This window comes from Cellulomonas sp. URHD0024 (genome assembly GCF_000426185.1).
Taxonomy (GTDB): domain Bacteria; phylum Actinomycetota; class Actinomycetes; order Actinomycetales; family Cellulomonadaceae; genus Cellulomonas.
In genome coordinates, this window is record NZ_AUEW01000001.1 from 702,012 (window position 1) to 719,120 (window position 17,109).

General features: G+C 71.3%; 11 protein-coding genes. 4 read left to right on the forward strand and 7 right to left on the reverse strand.

Annotated features, from left to right (window positions below):
• Positions 1-17 precede the first annotated feature (17 nt).
• The 5 genes from I847_RS0103335 to dxs all read right to left on the reverse strand — a co-directional run bounded on the left by I847_RS0103335 (position 18) and on the right by dxs (position 8,091).
• A complete protein-coding gene (locus tag I847_RS0103335) occupies positions 18-1,583 on the reverse strand; it encodes a xylulokinase (RefSeq protein WP_028048552.1) in 1,566 nt (521 codons plus the stop codon).
• A gap of 297 nt (positions 1,584-1,880) precedes the next feature.
• A complete protein-coding gene (locus I847_RS0103340; RefSeq protein WP_028048553.1) occupies positions 1,881-2,894 on the reverse strand; it encodes a LacI family DNA-binding transcriptional regulator in 1,014 nt (337 codons plus the stop codon).
• A gap of 97 nt (positions 2,895-2,991) precedes the next feature.
• The gene (pflA, locus tag I847_RS0103345; protein WP_028048554.1) at positions 2,992-3,846 is read right to left on the reverse strand and encodes a pyruvate formate-lyase-activating protein; all 855 of its coding nucleotides are present in this window, start codon (positions 3,844-3,846) and stop codon (positions 2,992-2,994) included.
• A complete protein-coding gene (gene pflB, locus I847_RS0103350) occupies positions 3,843-6,116 on the reverse strand; it encodes a formate C-acetyltransferase (RefSeq protein WP_028048555.1) in 2,274 nt (757 codons plus the stop codon). Before pflB ends, pflA begins: the two co-directional genes overlap by 4 nt.
• Before the next feature lie 91 nt (positions 6,117-6,207).
• Positions 6,208-8,091 (reverse strand): 1-deoxy-D-xylulose-5-phosphate synthase, encoded by a 1,884-nt coding sequence (gene dxs, locus I847_RS0103355; protein WP_028048556.1) that lies wholly within the window; start codon positions 8,089-8,091, stop codon positions 6,208-6,210.
• Between the two features lie 109 nt (positions 8,092-8,200).
• Here dxs and I847_RS0103360 point away from each other — a divergent pair, with 109 nt between their 5' ends.
• Genes I847_RS0103360 through I847_RS0103375 form a run of 4 tightly spaced genes read left to right on the forward strand, consistent with a single transcriptional unit; the run spans position 8,201 to position 11,881 of the window.
• Positions 8,201-9,655 carry a GuaB1 family IMP dehydrogenase-related protein gene (locus I847_RS0103360; protein ID WP_028048557.1) on the forward strand — a complete coding sequence of 485 codons (1,455 nt, stop codon included), beginning with the start codon at positions 8,201-8,203 and terminating at the stop codon, positions 9,653-9,655.
• A 5-nt stretch (positions 9,656-9,660) separates the two neighbouring features.
• Positions 9,661-10,353, forward strand: coding sequence for a type 1 glutamine amidotransferase (locus I847_RS0103365; RefSeq protein ID WP_028048558.1), 693 nt, complete (start codon positions 9,661-9,663; stop codon positions 10,351-10,353).
• Positions 10,350-11,018 carry a CoA pyrophosphatase gene (locus I847_RS0103370; RefSeq protein WP_028048559.1) on the forward strand — a complete coding sequence of 223 codons (669 nt, stop codon included), beginning with the start codon at positions 10,350-10,352 and terminating at the stop codon, positions 11,016-11,018. The genes I847_RS0103365 and I847_RS0103370 overlap by 4 nt, the downstream gene beginning before the upstream one ends.
• Positions 11,015-11,881, forward strand: a complete 867-nt coding sequence (locus I847_RS0103375; protein WP_028048560.1) for an aminoglycoside phosphotransferase family protein — start codon at positions 11,015-11,017, stop codon at positions 11,879-11,881. The genes I847_RS0103370 and I847_RS0103375 overlap by 4 nt, the downstream gene beginning before the upstream one ends.
• Positions 11,882-11,938: 57 nt before the next feature.
• On the opposite strand, the gene I847_RS0103380 is transcribed toward I847_RS0103375, so the two are convergent.
• Complete coding sequence (locus I847_RS0103380; RefSeq protein ID WP_028048561.1) at positions 11,939-12,787, reverse strand: hypothetical protein; 849 nt, start codon at positions 12,785-12,787, stop codon at positions 11,939-11,941.
• 133 nt (positions 12,788-12,920) lie between these two features.
• On the reverse strand, positions 12,921-17,021 hold the full coding sequence (locus I847_RS26520) for a hypothetical protein (RefSeq protein WP_028048562.1): 4,101 nt from the start codon (positions 17,019-17,021) through the stop codon (positions 12,921-12,923).
• Between the last annotated feature and the right edge of the window lie 88 nt (positions 17,022-17,109).

The following is a 17,109-nucleotide window of genomic DNA, read 5'->3' on the forward strand; positions in this document are numbered from 1 at the left end:
GCTTCCGATGACATCGCCTAGATCACCTCCACCGCGGCGCGCTCGACGGCGAGACCCGCGCTGTAGCGCTCGAGGAAGATGTCGAAGCCGTGCACGTCGCCGTCGTCGGGCACCTCCGTCACCGCGACCGCGTCGCCGAAGACGCGGTCGCTCAGGTAGGTGCTCAGGTCCTGCTCGGCGGCCGCGCCGAGGTAGGCGGCCAGCACCGCAATCCCCCACGCACCGCCCTCGCCCGCGGTCCGGCCGACGGTCACCGGCGCACCGACGGCCGCCGCCAGCAGCCGCTGTGCCACCCCCGCCGTCCGGAACAGCCCGCCGTGGGCGTACATCGCGTCGAGCTCGACGCCCTCGGACGCCAGGACCCGCATCCCCAGGCTCAGGGTGCCGAACGCGCCGTAGACCTGGGCGCGCACGAAGTTGGCGAGCGTCAGTCGGCTGTCCGGCGTCCGCACGACCAGCGGACGCCCCTCGGACAACCCGGTGATCGGCTCACCGGACAGGTAGTTGTAGGCCAGCAGACCGCCACCGTCCGCCTCGCCCGCAAGGGCCTGCTGGAGCAGCACGCCGAACACGACGTCGGAGGGTGCCGGCTGCCCCAGCGCCGTGGCGAACTGACCGAAGACCTCGGCCCACGCCCCCAGCTCGCTCGCGCCGTTGTTGCAGTGCACCATCGCCACCAGGTCGCCTGCCGGGGTCGTCACCAGGTCGAGCTCGTGGTGGACGCTCGTCAGCGGCTTCTCGAGCACGACCATGGCGAAGATGCTGGTCCCGACGCTGACATTGCCCGTGCGCGGTGCGACGGCGTTGGTCGCGACCATCCCGGTGCCGGCGTCGCCCTCCGGTGGGCACAGCGGGATGCCGGCCTGCAGCGTGCCGGTGGGGTCGAGGAGCGCGGCGCCCTCCTGGCTCAAGGACCCCGCGTCCTGTCCGGCGAGCAGGATCTCGGGCAGCAGCGGCTCGATGTCCGGCCCGGGGTACGCCGCCAGCATCCGCGCGTCGTAGCTCTTCGTCTCCGGGTCGACGGGGAACATGCCGGACGCGTCGCCGATGCCGAGCACCTTGCGGCCGGTCAGCTGCCAGTGCACGTAGCCCGCCAGCGTCGTCAGGAACCGCACCTGCGGCACGTGCGGCTCACCGTCGAGCGTCGCCTGGCGCAGGTGCGCGACGGACCAGCGCAGCGGGATGTTGTAGCCGAACAGCTCGCTCAGCTCTGCAGCGGCCGGCCCCGTGCTCGTGTTGCGCCACGTCCGGAAAGGGACCAGGAGCGAGCCCGCCTCGTCGAAGGGCAGGTAGCCGTGCATCATCGCGGAGACGCCGATCGCGCCGACGGTCGTCGCGCGCAGCCCGTAGCGCTCCTCCACGTCGGCGAACAGTGCGGCGACGCATTCCTGCAGGCCGGTCCAGACGGCATCCAGAGAGTAGGTCCAGACCCTGTCGACGAACTGGTTCTCCCAGTCGTGGCTGCCGCTCGCGAGCGGTGCGTGGTCCGGACCGACGAGAACCGCCTTGATCCGTGTGGAGCCGAGCTCGATGCCGAGCGTGGTCCGACCGCTCGCGATGGCCACGTGGTGGTCGATCGTCATCACGCCGCCTGCCTCTCTGCACGGGACCGCGGCGGACGCCAGCGGCCGGTTGAATGTTAACGCTAACATTCACCGTGTTGTCCAGAACGCTTGATCTCGATTCGGACTCGATCCTGCGCGGGCGTTGCTCCGACCTAGCGGCTCCTGGGACAGGAGCGACCAGTGGGGCACATGAGGTACCTCACCAGTCCCGTGAGTCCCCACGGGTCCCAAGCGGCGCTAGGTCGACGCAGCGGCGCTCCGCCCAGACGCCGGGCTCGTGCGCGGGCGTCGTCGGGAAGGCTCGTCGTGCGGCGGTCAGGCCGGCCGGATGGAGCTGGCGCGGACGACGAGCTCCGCAGGGATGCGCTGGTGGAGCGTCGACTCCCCCGCGAACGCGGCCTGCAGAGACGAGACGGCCAACCGGCCCAGAGCCCCGAAGTCCTGTCGGACGGTCGTCAGCGGCGGCGTGTAGTGCGCGGCGCCGACCTCGTCGTCGAACCCCACGAGCGCGACGTCCGAGGGCACGCGCACGCCGGCCTCCCAGAACGCGTGCAGCAGGCCGAGGGCGAGCTGGTCGTTCGCTGCGAAGATCGCCGACGGCAGACCCTCGCGCGCGAGTCGGCGTCCGAGCTCGTACCCGTCTGCGGCGTCCCACGCGGCCTCGATGTGCTCCGGTGCACCGGGCCCACTGATCTCGCGCCAGCCCGCGAGCCGGTCCTGGGCGTCGAACCAGTCCTGCGGCCCGGCCACGTGCAGCACCGACGTGTGCCCCTGGTCGAGCAGGTGCTGGGTGGCCAGGCGCGCACCGTGGCGTTGGTCCACACCGACCGCGTGCAGGTAGGTCTCGGCCGGCAGGTCCGAGGCCGACGAGATGAGCACGACGGGGACGGGCAGGTCGATCGAGGCGATCGCCTGGGCGACCTCCGTGGTCGGCGCGATGATCGCGATGCCGTCCACCCCGTGCCCGAGGAAGTGCTCGATCGCGGCGTGCATGGACTCACCGTCGAACGTACGGATCGTCGCGACCGAGACGTACCAGCCGACCTCGCGCGCGGCCTCCTCCAACCCGACCAGCGTGCTCGTCGGCCCGTAGAGCGCCGTCGCCGGCGTCACCACCCCGAGCACGCCCGACCGCCGGGTGACCAGGGCGCGGGCGGCGCTGTTGCGACGGTAGCCGAGCCGGGCGATCGCGTCGTTGACCCGCTCGCGAGTGGCCGGGCGGACGCTGGGATGGTCGTTGAGCACGCGCGAGACCGTCTGGTGCGAGACCCCAGCGAGGGCGGCGACGTCACTCATCGCCGGCGGGCGGGCAGGGGACGTGCCGGTCATGTGCCCACCTTCGGACGCCGAGGGTACGACGGAACCGACGGCGCCCGGTCGATCTCGTCTGCGAGTGTCTGCTGGGCCCACGGTAGTGGTCCCGAGGTCAGTAGACCGTCAGACCCCGCGAGCGGAAGGTCGCGCGGACCTCCTCGAGCGCCTCGGCCGTCGGCGGAACCGTGTCCTCGAGCTGGTACTCGAGTCCCAGCTCCGCCCACTTGTCGCGACCCATCTGGTGGAACGGCAGCACCTCGACGCGCTCGGCACCACCGAAGGCGACGATCTCGTCGGCGGCGGCCGCGACGTTCGACGGTGCGTCCGTCAGACCCGGCACCATGACGAAGCGCACCCAGATCGCGATGCCGCGGTCGTTCAGCCGGCGCCCGAACTCGAGGGTCGGCTCCAGCTCGCGGCCCGTCGCGCGACGGTAGGTGTCAGGCAGCCCCGACTTCACGTCCAGCAGGACCAGGTCGAGGTCGTCGAGCATCTCGTCCGTGCAGTGCCTGCCGAGGAACCCCGAGGAGTCGAGAGCCGTGTGCAGGTCCAGCGCCTTGGCGCCCCGGAGCAGCCGCGCCGTGAAGGCCGGCTGCATGAGGGGCTCCCCGCCGGAGACGGTCAGCCCACCACCCGTCGCGGTCAGCACGGTCCGGTACCGGCTCAGCCGTCCGAGGATCTCGTCCGCGGTCACGTCCGTCCCGCGACGCATCTCCATGGTGTCGGGGTTGTGGCAGTAGAGGCAGCGCAGCGGGCAGCCGGCCAGGAACACCGTCATCCGGGTCCCCGGGCCGTCGACCGCCGTCACCAGCTCCCACGAGTGCACCGACCCGAGCTCGCCTGTCCGGATCGATGTCAACCGCGTGCTGCGGTCGACATCGATCTCGGCCAGGCCTGCCGTACCGGCGTGCGCGCGTGGGAGTCCCAGGCTCACCGTCGGTTCCCTGGAGGGCAGGGTGGAGGTCATACCGAGCCGTGGAACGTCCTGGAGAGCACGTCGAGCTGCTGCTCACGGGTCAGCCGCACGAAGTTCACGGCGTAGCCCGACACGCGGATGGTCAGCTGGGGGTAGTTCTCCGGGTGCTCCATCGCGTCCTCGAGGGTCTCGCGGTTGAGGACGTTGACATTCATGTGGAACCCGTCGGACAGCACGTAGGCGTCGAGCAGACCCACGAGGTTGCCGACCCGCTCGTCGGGCGTACGACCCAGTCCTGCGGGCAGCACGGTCGAGGTCAACGAGATGCCGTCCTGAGCCTGCGCGTACGGGATCTTGGCCACCGACAGCGCGGACGCCAGCATCCCGTGGGAGTCCCGCCCGTTCATCGGGTTGGCCCCGGGCGCGAAGGGTGCTCCGGCGGGCCGGCCGTCGGGCGTCGACCCCGTCGACTTCCCGTACACCACGTTCGACGTGATCGTCAGGACCGACTGGGTCGGGACGGCCTGGCGGTAGGGGGACAGCAGGCGCAGCTTGTCCATGAACGTCTCGACGAGCCCGACCGCGATCGCGTCGGCACGGTCGTCGTCGTTGCCGTACGTGGGGAACTCCCCGTCCACGACGTAGTCCGTGACCAGCCCACCAGGCACGCGCACCGGGTGCACCGCGGCGTACTTGATGGCGGCGAGCGAGTCCGCGACGACCGACAGGCCGGCGATACCGCAGGCCATGGTCCGCAGGATGTCCGCGTCGTGCAGCGCCATCTCGAGCCGCTCGTACGCGTACTTGTCGTGCATGTAGTGCACGCAGTTCAGTGCGTCCATGTACGTCTGGGCGAGCCAGTCCATCGTCCTGTCGAACTTGGCCATCACGTCGTCGTAGTCGAGCACGTCCCCGACCACGGGGTCGCTGACCGGTGCGACCTGGCGGCCGGTGATCTCGTCGCGACCGCCGTTGATGGCGTACAGGAGCGCCTTGGCCAGGTTCACGCGAGCGCCGAAGAACTGCATCTGCTTGCCGACGCGCATCGGCGAGACGCAGCACGCGATCGCGGCGTCGTCGCCCCAGGCGCTCCGGATGAGCTCGTCGGACTCGTACTGGACGGCAGACGTGTCGATCGAGACCTGCGCGCAGAACCGCTTGAAGCCGAGCGGCAGCTTGTCGCTCCAGAACACGGTCAGGTTCGGCTCGGGCGCCGGGCCCAGGTTGTAGAGCGTCTGGAGGTAGCGGAACGACGTGCGGGTGACCAGCGGTCGGCCGTCCTGACCGATCCCGCCGATCGTCTCGGTCACCCACGTGGGGTCGCCCGAGAACAGCTCGTCGTACTCCGGGGTGCGCAGGAAGCGCACGATCCGCAGCTTGATGACGAAGTCGTCGACGAGCTCCTGGACCTGCTCCTCGGTCAGGACCCCCGCTTCGATGTCGCGCTGCAGGTAGATGTCGAGGAACGTCGAGGTGCGACCCAGCGACATCGCGGCGCCGTTCTGCTCCTTGACGGCGCCGAGGTAGGCGAAGTACAGCCACTGCACGGCCTCGCGGCCCGTGGTCGCAGGCGCCGAGATGTCGTAGCCGTACGACGCCGCCATGGTCTTGAGCTCGTTGAGCGCGCGGATCTGCTCGGAGTTCTCCTCGCGGGCCCGGATGACGTCCTCCGTCGACCGGCGGGCGTCGAGCGCGGCCCGGTCCTCACGCTTCGCTGCGATGAGCGCGTTCACGCCGTAGAGGGGCACGCGACGGTAGTCGCCGATGATGCGTCCGCGACCGTACGCGTCGGGCAGACCCGTGATCAGGTGCGACGAGCGCGCCGCGCGGACGTCGGGCGGGTAGACGTCGAAGACGCCGTCGTTGTGCGTCTTGCGGTACGTCCCGAAGACAGCGCCGACCACCGGGTCGGCGTCGTAGCCGTACGTCTCGAGCGACTTCTCCACCATCCGGTAGCCGCCGTTCGGCATGATCGCGCGCTTCAGGGGCGCGTCGGTCTGCAGCCCGACGACGAGCTCGTTCTCCTCGTCGATGTAGCCCGGGGCGTGGGAGGTGATCGTGGACGGCGTGTGCGGGTCGATGTCGTAGACGCCGCGCTCGCGCTCGGCGGGGAACATCTCGCTCAACCGCGCCCAGAGCCCCGTGGTGCGGGCGGTCGGTCCGGCGAGGAACTGCGCGTCGCCCTCATAGGGCGTGTAGTTCCGCTGGATGAAGTCCCGGACGTCGATGCGGTCCGTCCACGGACCCGGTTCGAATCCTGCCCACCCAGGCTCGCGGTCGCGTGCGCTGTGGTCGGTGGTGGGCACTGTGCTGGTCGACATCTGTGCTCCTCTTGAGGTCGGTAGTTCGACCCTAGGTTTGAGGGAGCCCCGCCCAACCGGGCCGAAAGACCCTAGAGGGACATTGCGTGCGTCACACTCTACGACCGAGCGCGACGAGGGTGTCCCGGGCGATGTCCTCGGGACGCAGACGCAACGTGTCGACGAGCTCGTCACGCGTCGCGTGGTTCAGGAACGTCCGCGGGATGCCGACGGCCTGCACCGGTGTGGTCATGCCTGCCTCGGCGGCGCGCTGGCCGATCAGTGCGCCGATCCCGCCGTCGACGACGCCGTCCTCGACCGTCACGACGTGGTGGTGCTCGCCGACCAGCTTGGTGAGCGACTCGGGCACCGGCAGGACCCACCGGGGGTCGACGACGTCGACGCGGAGCCCGTGCGCGGCCAGGATCTCGGCCACAGCGAGCGCCGTGCCGACCATCGCCCCGACCCCGACGACAAGCACGGAGGCCGCGTCCGGCGGCCCCTCGTGGCGCGCGAGCAGGTCGACGCCGTCGAGGTCCTCGAGTGCGGGCACCGGGTCGACGAGGGCGCCCTTGGGGTAACGCACGACGGTCGGGGCGTCGTCCACGTCGACCGCGGCCCGCAGCGCGGCCCGCAAGGTCGGCTCGTCGCGCGGGGCCGCGAGCCGCAGGCCGGGGACGATGCCGAGCATGGCCATGTCCCACATGCCGTTGTGGCTCGCTCCGTCCTCACCGGTCAGGCCGGCGCGGTCGAGCACGAACGTGACGCCGGCCCTGTGCAGGGCCACGTCCATGAGCACCTGGTCGAAGGCCCGGTTGAGGAACGTGGCGTACACGGCCACCACGGGGTGCAGACCACCGAACGCCATACCGGCTGCAGAGGTTGCGGCGTGCTGCTCGGCGATGCCGACGTCGAACACGCGCTCCGGGAACTCCGCCGCGAACGGCGCGAGGCCCACCGGCTGGAGCATCGCCGCAGTGATCGCGACGACGTCCTTGCGCTGCCTGCCGATCCGCACGATCTCGTCGGCGAACACGCCGGTCCAGCCGAACCGCGACGGCGCCAGCGGCAGCCCGGTCTCCGGATGGATCCTGCCGACGGCGTGGAACCTGTCGGCGACGTCCTGCTCGGCGGGCGTGTAGCCGCGTCCCTTCTCGGTGATGACGTGCACGATGACCGGGCCGCCGAACGCCTTGGCGGCCCGCAGCGACCGTTCGACCGCGCGGATGTCGTGCCCGTCGACCGGGCCGACGTACTTGATGCCGAGGTCCTCGAACATGCCCTGCGGCACCAGGACGTCCTTGATGCCCTTCTTCATGCCGTGCAGCGCTTCGTACGTGGCCCTCCCCGGAGGACCGGCACGCCGCAGCGTTCGCTTGCCCCAGGTGAGCACGTTCTCGTAGCCCTGGGTGGCCCGCAGCGTGTCCAGGTGGTGCGCCATCCCCCCGATGGTCGGCGCGTAGGAACGGCCGTTGTCGTTCACGACGATGACCAGCCGCCGGTCCTGCCCGTCGGCGATGTTGTTGAGCGCCTCCCAGGCCATGCCACCCGTGAGAGCGCCGTCGCCGATCACCGCCACGACGTGCCGGTCACCACGACCCTGCAGCTCGTTGGCCTTGGCGATGCCGTCCGCCCAGCTCAGGGCCGTCGAGGCGTGCGAGTTCTCGACGACGTCGTGCTCGGACTCGGCGCGGCTGGGGTAGCCCGACAGACCGTCGCGGCTGCGCAGCTTCGAGAAGTCGGTGCGGCCCGTCAGCAGCTTGTGCACGTACGCCTGGTGCCCGGTGTCGAAGACCATGGTGTCCAGCGGCGACTCGAACACCCGGTGCATCGCGATCGTCAGCTCGACGACGCCGAGGTTCGGGCCCAGGTGGCCGCCGGTGCGGGACACGGACTCGACGAGGAACGTACGGATCTCAGCGGCGAGCTCGTCCGCCTGCTTGGCGTTGAGGCGGCGCACGTCCACCGGGGAGCTGATGCGATCGAGCTGCCCCATGGGTGTGCACCTGCCTTTCCTGCGAGTCGGATCGTCACACTCTACGAGGTCGGACCCAGGAAGCACGTCCGGTGCCACGCACTACAATCGACAGGAAAGGGGAACACCCATGCGCTTCCTGCCCGGCCACGCGGCCACCTCCGACCTCACCTACGGAGACGTGTTCCTCGTCCCGTCGCGTTCCGAGGTCACCTCCCGTTTCGACGTCGACCTGACGGCTGCCGACGGCACCGGCACGACCATCCCGGTCGTCGTCGCGAACATGACGGCCGTCGCCGGTCGCAGGATGGCCGAGACCGTCGCCCGTCGCGGCGGCATCACCGTGCTCCCCCAGGACGTCCCGACAGACGTGGTCGCCGAGGTCGTCGCGTCCGTCAAGGCCAAGGACACCGTCATCGAGACCGCCGTGGTCGTGGGCCCGCACGACACGGTCCACACCGCGCTCACCCTCATCGGCAAGCGGTCCCACGGTGCGGCCGTCGTCGTCGACGGCGGCCGGCCGATCGGCGTCGTGACGGAGGCCGACTGCGGCGGGGTCGACCGCTTCACGCAGGTCGGGGCGGTGATGAGCGCCGATCCGACGACGCTCGACCTGGCTGTTCTCGAGCTCGGCGGCCACCGGGGGCTGGAGGCGGCATTCGAGACGCTGCACGCCGCTCGGCGCCGCTTCTCGCCCGTGGTCCGCGACGGCGAGCTCGTCGGCGTGCTGACACAGGTGGGCGCGCTGCGGTCGTCGATCTACCGTCCCGCGCTGGACGCCGACGGACGCCTGCGCGTCGCTGCCGCCGTCGGCATCAACGGGGACGTGAAGCAGAAGGCGTCCGAGCTGCTCGAGGCGGGCATCGACGTGCTCGTCGTCGACACCGCGCACGGGCACCAGCGCAAGATGCTCGACGCCCTGAGCGCCGTGCGTTCGCTCGACCCGCAGGTGCCGGTCGTCGCCGGCAACGTCGTCACGGCCGCCGGCACGCGCGACCTGATCGACGCAGGCGCGGACATCGTCAAGGTGGGCGTGGGACCCGGGGCGATGTGCACGACGCGCATGATGACCGCCGTCGGACGACCGCAGTTCTCCGCCGTGCTGGAGTGCGCCGCCGAGGCGCGCCGCCTCGGCCGGCACGTGTGGGCGGACGGCGGCGTGCGTCACCCGCGCGACGTCGCGCTGGCTCTGGCCGCCGGAGCGGCCCAGGTGATGGTCGGCTCGTGGTTCGCCGGTACGCACGAGAGCCCGGGCGACCTGCACGCGGACGGCACGGGTCGGCTGTACAAGGAGAGCTTCGGCATGGCCTCGGCGCGGGCGGTCGCGGCCCGGACCGTCGGCGTGACCGCGTTCGAGCGTGCCCGCAAGGCGCTCTACGAGGAAGGCATCTCGTCGTCCCGGATGTACCTCGATCCCCGTCGCCCCGGCGTCGAGGACCTGATCGACCACATCACCGCGGGCGTGCGCTCCGCGGCCACGTACGTCGGCGCGACGACCCTGGACGAGCTGCACGACCAGGCGGTGGTGGGCATCCAGTCGGCTGCGGGCTACGAGGAAGGGCGTCCGCTGCCGGACGGGTGGTGACCAGCGTGCGACCTGTGCTGATCCTCACCCATGCCCCGCACGAGGGACCCGGCCTGATCGCGAACGGCCTGGACACGCCGGTTCGCGTGCGCACGGTCCTCGACGTGGCCGAACCGCGTCTGCCGGCGCTCGACGACGTGTCGGGCGTCGTCGTCATGGGCGGCGCGATGGACGCGGACGACCTGACGGGACACCCCGGGCTGGCCGCCGAGCAGGCGCTCCTGGCGTCGGCGGTCGAGGCCGACGTCCCGGTGCTCGGGATCTGCCTGGGCATGCAGCTGCTCGCGCTGGCGCTCGGGTCACGGCTGCGACGGCGAACCGGAACAGAGATCGGGTTCGCACCGGTCGACGTCGTCGCCGACGACCCGGTCCTGGGTGTTTTCGGGTCGCGTCCGAACGTGCTGCACTGGCACTCGGACTCGGTCGACCTGCCGCCCGGTGCCACCCTGCTGGCGTCGACCGAGCTGACGCCGGTGCAGGCGTTCCGGGCGGGCAGCGCGCTCGGCCTGCAGTTCCACCCGGAGCTCGACGCCGGCATGCTCGCGCTCTGGTTGTCGACGCCGGACATGGTCGGGCAGCTCGCCGACGACGAGATCGAGACCATCCGCGCCGCGGGTGCGGAGCAGCTCCCGATCCTCGTGCCCGCCGCGGAGAAGGCCTTCAGCGTCTTCGGACAGCGCGTGCGGGCGCGCGGATGAGCTCACCCTCCCTTCGTGGGGCTCGTGAGGAGCTCACCGACCTGTGCGCCCGCGGCCTGGACTGGCGCGTGGACCCGGCGCGCATGCTGTCGGACCCTGCCGACGCTCGGCCGGCGGCGGTCCTGGTCCTGTTCGGTGAGCTCGAGGGCACAGGTCCGCTGGCCACCGCGCACGACCTCGACGTCCTGCTCCAGCGGCGTGCGGCCGGCTTGGGCAGCCACGCCGGCCAGATCGCGTTCCCGGGCGGTCGGCTCGAACCGTCGGACCACGGCCCACAGGCGGCGGCGCTCCGGGAAGCCGTCGAAGAGACCGGGCTCGACCCGTCCGGGGTCGACCTCCTGGGCACGCTGCCCCCATTGCCCGTGCCGGTGAGCAATCACCTCGTCACGCCCGTCCCGGCCTGGTGGACGCGCCCGTCGCGCGTCGCCGCCGTGGACCACGCGGAGACGGTGGACGTGTTCCGGGTGTCGGTGACCGACCTGCTCGAGCCGAAGAACCGCGCGAGCGTGGAGCACACCCGCTGGGGCCGCACCGTCCGCACGCCCGCGTTCCTCGTCGACGGAGTCCTCGTCTGGGGATTCACCGGCATCGTCCTGGCACGGATGTTCGACGCGCTCGGCTGGTCGGTCCCGTACGACGAGAACCGCACCGTCTCCGCGCGATGATCGTGCACCCGGTCCCGGAGATCGACGTCTCGGAGACGCTCGTGCGCGCGCTGCTGGGCGCCCAGCATCCCGACCTCGCCGAGCTGCCGCTGAGGTGGGCGGGAACCGGCTGGGACAACGCGCTGTGGCGGGTGGGCGACGACCTCGCCGGCCGGTTCCCCGTACGGGCGATCGCGGCACCGCTCGTGGCGAACGAGCAGGCGTGGCTCCCGGTCCTCGCACCGCTCCTCCCGGTCGACGTGCCGGTCCCCGTCCGGGTCGGCGTCCCGTCGTCGACCTACCCGTGGTCGTGGAGCCTCGTCCCGTGGTTCGACGCGGTCGCAGCCCACCACACGCCTGTCGTCGACAGGTCGGCCTGGGCGGTGCAGCTCGCCGAGGTCTTCGTCGCCCTGCACAGGCCGGCTCCGCCCGACGCGCCCGTCAACCCCTTCCGCGGGATCCCGGTGCCGCGGGGACGGTTCTCCGAGCGCCTCGAGATCCTCGACCTCCCCGACGCCGACGGGATCCTCGCCCGCTTCCGTGACCTCGCCGACGCGCCGGCGTGGGACGGACCCCCGCTGTGGTTGCACGGCGATCCGCACCCCGCCAACCTGCTGGTGCGCGAGGGTGTCCTGCGCGCGGTGATCGACTTCGGAGACGTGACGTCGGGAGACCCCGCCTGCGACCTGGCGACGGCCTGGCTCACGTTCGACGCCGAGGGTCGAGCCGCCTTCCGCGACCGGCTGGGGCCCGACGAGGCCACGTGGCGGCGCGCTCAGGCGTGGGCGTTGCACATGTCGCTGTCGCTGCAGGCGTACCCGGACGAGCACCCGACGCTCGTCGACATAGGCCGGCACGGCATGGTCCAGGCACTCGCCGAGTGAACCGTCGACGACCGGAACGTCACGTGGCGGCGGCGTAGGAGACGCTCCGTCGACGCTCTACCCGAACGTCGCCGAGACCACGACTGTGTCGGCGTCGGCAACCACGCTGACGTCGGACACGGACACTCCCGGGGGAAGCAGCGCAGCGAGGTCGATCGTGCGTCGGACCGCGGCCGCGATGGTCGGACGGAACGGTTCGACGAGCCTGTCCACGATCGGGTTGCTGCCCACCAGCTTCGGGTCGCGGATCGAGAGCACAAGGGCGTCGTCGATCGACGCATCGGCCGTCAGCGTCACGGCGGCGCGCATGATGCTCTTCTGCACCGTCGCAGACGCTCGGACGAGCAGCTCGCGAGGCCCCCGGTTCTCGAGCTCGATGTCGAGGGCGGTCAGGTTGAGCCCCCTCGCCTCGAGCTCGGCGGCAAGTACCACCCGCGCTGCACCCTCGAGGTCCTCCAGCCGTGCGGAGACTCTCGCCGTGCCGACCACCGGGTCGTCCTCGGATGGCGGCTGCACCTCGACGAAGAGGTGGCCGTCCGAGGTCGTCGCCCACGCAAAGCGCAGGTCGCTCGCCGCGACCGCCACATCGACGGGAACCTCCGCGACCGACGCAGCGTGAGCCACGAGCTCGAACGTGCGGACGGTCGCCGGCTCGCGATGCGTGACATCCACCGACGCGAGGTGTACCGGGTCCGCTCGGTCGAGACCGACGACGACACCAGAGGCATCCACGAGCAGGGACGAGACGTCGGCGCCGTCCAGGTGAGCGGTCACGGTGACCTGGTCCAGACCGCGGACGCCCGGCTGCCCCAGGGTCGACAGGAGCTCTCGGACTCGGGACGCGATCTCTGTGTCGCTCGTGGGTCGGGGGGCGGGACCGAACGGGACATGTCGCGCGTGGGCCATGGACCGAGGCTAGGCCGGGCACACCCGCCCTCACCACTCGTGGCGAGGTCGGCCGCCCGCGACCGCCCGTCCAGGGCCGTCGTCGGCCACGGCGGCGACGCGAGAGCGCACCCCGGGGACCCAGTCCGCCGGCTCAGGAGATCGTCAGCGCCGCCGTCGTCACCGACCTGGTGGTGTACCCGGTCCGTCTCACCGTGACCCGGACCGAGACGGCCGTGCCCGTGCTCGCGCTGGTGAGCTTGTAGCTCGCGGCCGTGGCCCCGCTGATCGCCACGCCCGACCGCAACCACTGGTAGGTCACGGTCGTCCCGGTCGGCGTCCAGGTTCCCGGCGTCACGGTGAGGGTCGACCCGACCTTCGGCGTGCCCGTGACCACCGGCGAGACCTTGGTGGTGATCGTGCCCGCCGCCACGGCAGCCGTCGCCGTCGAGGTCGCGCTCCTGGTGACGTACCCGGTCCGTGAGACCACGACCTTCACCGCCACCGCCTTGGCCAGGTCGGATGCCGTCAGCCGGTACGTCGACGCGGTCGCACCGCTGATCGCCACACCCGAACGCAGCCACTGGTAGGTCACGGTGGTCGGGTTCGGGGACCAGGTCCCTGCGATCGCGGTCAACGTGTACCCGACCTTCGCCGTGCCGGACACCGTCGGCTTGACCGTGTTGACGAACGACCCCGCGGTGACCTTCGCCGTCGCGGCCGACGTCACCACGAGCGTGGTGAATCCGGACTTCTTGGCGGTGACGCGCAGCGAGACCGTCGCGCCGAGGTCCGCCAGGGCGAGCGAGTAGGTCGACGCGGTCGCGCCGGTGATGACCGCACCGTTTCGCAACCACTGGTAGGTCCGCGTGACGGTCGTCGGCGACCACGTGCCGGTCGACGACGTCAGCTTCGCGCCGACCTTCGCAGACCCGGAGATCACGGGCTTCACCGTGTTCGTGATCGTCCCGACGAGCACCGTCGCGGTGGTTGCCGAGGTCGCCGTCACGCTGGTGTAGCCGATCTTGAGGGCCGTCACCCGTACCGAGACCGCGGTGCCCAGGTCGGCGGCGGCCAGCGTGTAGGTCGACGACGTCGCACCGCTGATCGCGACACCGCCACGCAGCCACTGGTACGCGGGCGTCGTTCCCGCCGGGGACCACGTCCCTGGCGTCGCAGTCAGCTTCGTGCCCACCTTGGCCGCGCCGGCCACCGTCGGCTTGGCGGTCCTCATGATCGTGCCCGGGGAGACTGCGGCCGTGGCGGCCGAGGTCACCGACGACCTCAGGTAGCCGGACCTGCTCGCGGTCACCCGCACCGAGACCGGCGCGCCGGCCTCGGCTCCCGTCACCGTGTAGGTCGACGCCGTTGCACCGCTGATCTCGCCGCCGCCGCCAAGCCACTGGTACGACACCGTCGTCGCCGCGGGCGACCAGGTGCCCGCCGTCGCCGTGAGCGTGGACCCGACCTTGGCCGTGCCGCTGACCGTCGGCGTGACCGTGCTCGTCAACGACGGCATCGCCACCAGGTTGATCCCGGCCACGTCCTCGCACCCGGGGATCACGACGTCCCGTTGCGAGACCTCGGTGAAGTCAGTGGCTCCGGAGCCGCTCGACGGCCAGTAGCCGAGCGCGACGTGATACGAGCCGTCGAGCAGACCTGTGACTGTGTACGGGCCCCCAGCCACCAGCTCGGACGTTCTCGACACGAGGTTCGGGTCGTCGTCGTTGTAGACGGTGACCTTGCCCACCGCGCCGTCCGGGATCAGACCCGGCTCGATCGTGCCGCTGACTGTCGCGCACGTCGTGAGGTGCCCGTCGATGCCGTCGACGACCTCGCCGATCCCGACCGGGACGACGTCCGCGTCGGCGAGCCGCACGGGCCCGTCGCTCGCTCCGGGCTTGTAGAACGTGCCGGTGTACAACGAGAAGCCGCTCTCCCGGTTGAACCCGATCTTGAAGGAACCGGACGGCACCTCGTCGACCTGGTAGGCATCAGACGGCGACCACCCCTGCGCCACGATGTGACCGGACGCCGCGTCGACGACGCTGACGCCGCCGTCGTGGCCCCCGTCGCCCGCGGGATCCGCCGGACGCGTGAGTGAGCCGAGGACGGAGGAGGCCGCCTGGGCGACGGCGCGCAGACCCGTCTGGCCGGATGAGACCGGCGTGCCGTCCACCCACCACGCGTGCTGGAGCGGCTTGTCCTGGCCGGCATAGCGACCATCGACGATGCCGCCGGGGCCGTCGTTGAACCAGAGGAGAGCGCTACCGGGTCGCACGCGCCGCACGGCGAAGGAACCGTTGGCCGAAACCTGAGCGTTCGCGACGTACGACACGGTCGTACTCTCGGCCGACATCTGCGGCCCCGACGAGCCATTCGGCGGTGTGTATCCGGCCGGCAAGGACAGGCGACCCGAGATCGTCTGACCGGTGGTCGGCTTCACCACGACTCCCGACCGCCCGCCGACGATCGACGCCGCACCGTCGGCGGAGTCGGCGAGGGGGGATCCGTCGGCGGAGTAGTACCCGGGCAGGAGATTGCCGTACACCCCTCCCCCGTCGTTCTCCCAGAACTGGAGCCGGTACGCCACTGCACCGTCGAGACGTCCGACAGAGAACCGGTACGACCCGTCCGCGGCCTTGACCACGGTCTGGAACCCGCCGCCGAGACCTGGCGTCGACGAGGTGACACCGACCTGCATCGTCCCGGGGGTGTACCCGGTCGGCAGCAGGAGCGTTCCCGAGATCGACACCGCCGGACGGAGCGAGACCTGCACAGAGCTGGGAACGGAGACGACGACCGCGTCCTGGTACGTCGCGACGAGCTGCGGGCTGCCTGCGTAGTAGCCCCCGACGAACGGGCCTGACGACACTCCGACCTGGAACCGGTACCCGAGCTGGGGATCCATCCCGGCGAGGGTGAAGTCCACATGGTCACCCACGGGCACGCTGGTGGAGGCCGCCGGGGTGTTGCCCCAGTTCGTCGCGTCCGTCCACGCGTAGATGTAGACGCCGTCGGCCAGCCCGATGGTGGCACCCAGCGGCGGGCGCACGCTGACGGTCATGGCAGCAGCGGCCCGCGGGTGGAGCTCGAGGCCGGAGCGCCCACCGGCGATGTCGACCGCGGCGCCCGGTTCCCGCACGAGGGGTTGGCCGGCGCCCGCCCACCATCCGCCGACGTACCCCATCTGCCCGAACAACCGAAGTCGGTACGACACCGCCGGGTCCAACCCGTCGATGCTGAACGTCTCGCCCGACGAGTACCGTGAGTCCACCAGTTCCCAGAAGTTCGCGGACGCGTCCCAGCGGTACGCCCCGACGTTGACCCCCGCCGGACCGGCCCCCGCCGGCATGACGACGGAACCGGAGATCGTGACCAGGGTGGCCGCCCCCTCGACGTGCGAGTCCAGAGCGTCGGCATGCCGCGCCGCGGCTCCGGCAGCGGGTGAGGGATGGACGACGACCCCGCCGGCCGGCGCCTCGACGTCCACGCTCCCGCGCGCGTCGTCGACGACTCCGGTCGCGGTCACCCAGCCCGACGCGAGCTCCGGGTGCGATGCCGTCGGGTCCTCGAGGCGCAGGGAGTATGCCTCACCCGGCGCGAGGTGCTCGAGGGCGTACGCGCCGTCAGCAGCAACGGTCGCGGTGTCCGTGATCGAACGGAAGTCCCCGTCGTGGTGGTGGGACGCGCTCACGACGAGGGGCGCCGACTCGTCGTGGACGAAGCCCGCCGACAGCTCGACGGTGCCAGCGATCGACGACCACTCACCGGGCATCGCGATCAGCCCGTGCGTGGGCGCCGAGACGGGCGCAGACGCCGACGGTTCGCGAACGAGGTGCTGCCCGCCGCCCGCGAACCAGCCGCCCAGCACGCCGGCTCCGTCACTGAGCTGGAGCCGGTAGGAGGCGCCAGGCACCAGGCCGGCGACGACGAACGTCGAGTCGCCCCCGAGGTCCACGGGCGCGACAGCGGGCAGCGAGGCGTCGAGGGCGACTGCCTGCACGGTCATCGGGTGGCTGTACGCGTCCTGGTCCGACCGATCGCTCGGGTCGGGTAGCACGAGCGAGCCGGAGATCGTCGCAAGCGCCTGCTTGTCCGACCCCGCCCCCGCACCGTCGCTCGCCTCGACCGACGTCGCACCCACGACCCCACCCCCGGCCAGCGCGGAGGTCGCGGGCAACATCGTGAGCGCCAGCGTGGCCGCGAGGCCGAGGGCGAGCGCGCGGGCCGAGCGCGAGAGGGCAGGGTGCATGTCGTTTGCTCCAGCGGTCGTGGCGCGCGGGGCGTTCAGAACATGCGCGGGGACCAGAATCGCCCAGCCCCGCGATCTGTGACAAGTC